Source organism: Oleiphilus sp. HI0132 (assembly GCF_001635845.1).
This window is the reverse complement of sequence record NZ_LWGJ01000783.1, coordinates 1-824: the sequence shown is the minus strand read 5'-3', so window position 1 is coordinate 824 and position 824 is coordinate 1. Positions and strand designations below refer to the sequence as shown.

The window sequence follows — 824 nt, the reverse complement described above, 5'->3', positions numbered from 1 at the left end:
TGAGCTTGCTGTCTGAAAAGGGGGTGCTGGTTTTCTCGAATAACCTGCGAAGGTTTAAGCTTGATCCAGGCTTGAGCGCAAACTATAAGGTCACAGACTTTACCAAAATGTCAGTGGATAAAGATTTTGAGCGCAATAGTCATATTCACCAATGCTGGAAAATAGAGCGCGGCTAGGAAATTTGCTTAGTCGGTTTGAGTAGTGGGCTTATCCTTAGAATTCAAACTTTAGGTAGGTACTGTACTGATCTATTTCGATATTCGTATCAGTGTCCTTGAGCAAACGACCGTATTCAAAGGATAAATACCACTGATCACTCAGCTTATAGTCTCCTCCGATAATCCAGCTTAAACTGAAGTTCGTTTTAAATAAATGTGACTCGGCCACGAATGGGCTGGGTTGAACCGCTGATTCCGCGTTAGAAATAGCACTTTCCGAGACGGTTCTAATAACTTCATGACGCGTTACATCTGCTCGGTAGTAAGATAGTCCAAGTAGTGCGTAAGCATTAAAATAATCTGTAATCTCTTGCTCGGCTCCCATATATGTCGCAATCCAATGATCTAGGTTGACATCCTTTGCTCCTTTAAGCGTGTCTTCTTTGATTCCCTTGCCGTAACGAAACTCTGCTTTGAAAGTGTCATCTAGGTAGCTACCATAAATAACGCTAAGGCCGTAGGTTTGTGCAGTAAGGCCGCTGAATGATAAAACCGGAGAGCCTTCAGTTCTATCTTCGTAAGATACGCTGTCAGAGAGGACGAGATTAAGGTTGAGCCTGTTGAATTCGTTCAAAGAAAGACCGACAGATAAGTAGTTTCTTTCGG

General features: G+C 42.7%; 1 protein-coding gene. It reads right to left on the bottom strand.

Going from position 1 to position 824, the window contains the following annotated elements:
- Positions 1-213: 213 nt before the first annotated feature.
- Positions 214-824 (bottom strand): outer membrane beta-barrel protein (locus A3766_RS09190; RefSeq protein WP_068638501.1); only part of this gene is annotated, 611 nt, incomplete at its 5' end.